An 899-nucleotide genomic window follows, 5' to 3' on the forward strand; every position below is an offset into this window, starting at 1 on the left:
CCCGACGTGCTGCGCGGCACCGGCATCGGCGCGATCGTGCTGACCGACAGCCAGATCGATCACTGCGCGGGCTTGCTCAATTTGCGTGAGGGCTGCCCGCACCACGTCTGGTGCACCCCCGAAGTGCATGACGATCTCAGCACCGGCTTCCCGGTGTTTCCCATGCTCTCCCACTGGAACGGCGGGTTGATTCATCACCCGGTGACGCCCGGCGAACCTTTTCACACGGCGGTCTGTCCAAGCGTGCGCTTCACCGCCATTCCGCTGCTCAGCAACGCGCCGCCCTATTCACCGTACCGCGATCGCCCGCTGCCGGGCCACAACGTAGCGCTGTTTATCGAAGATACCGTGCGCGGAGCCGGTCTGCTGTACGCACCGGGCCTGGGTGAGCCGGACGAGACCTTGATGCCCTGGCTGCGCCGGGCGGATTGCCTGCTGATCGATGGCACGCTGTGGCGCGACAATGAGCTGGCCAACGCCGGCGTGGGGCGCAACACCGGCAAGGACATGGGGCACCTGGCGCTGGCGGAAGAGCACGGGCTGGCGGCCCTGCTCAGCGCCTTGCCCGCCAAACGCAAGATCCTGATCCACATTAACAATACCAACCCGATCCTCAATGAAGACTCCGCGGAACGGCAGAGCCTGACCGCCGCCGGCATCGAAGTGAGCTGGGACGGCATGAACATCGAACTGTAGGGAATCGCCATGACGCAACCACGCCCCCTGACGCCGCAGGCATTTGAAGCGGCGCTGCGCGCCAAAGGCGCTTATTACCACATCCACCACCCGTATCACATCGCGATGCACAACGGCGAAGCGACGCGTGAGCAGATCCAGGGCTGGGTGGCCAACCGCTTCTACTACCAGACCAGCATTCCGATCAAGGATGCGGCGATCAT

The 899-nt window shown here is 64.3% G+C and carries 1 protein-coding gene and 1 pseudogene; both read left to right on the plus strand.

The genetic code is table 11. From position 1 onward, the window contains the following. On the plus strand, positions 1-696 hold a 696-nt coding region (gene pqqB / locus ACJ8PN_RS25550; protein WP_442535378.1), incomplete at its 5' end, for a pyrroloquinoline quinone biosynthesis protein PqqB. Between the two features lie 9 nt (positions 697-705). After that, positions 706-899 (plus strand): annotated as a pseudogene (locus tag ACJ8PN_RS25555) (pyrroloquinoline-quinone synthase PqqC); the annotation flags it as partial.

The sequence above is a fragment of the Serratia sp. CY76391 genome, from assembly GCF_052166695.1.
GTDB lineage: Bacteria > Pseudomonadota > Gammaproteobacteria > Enterobacterales > Enterobacteriaceae > Serratia > Serratia nematodiphila.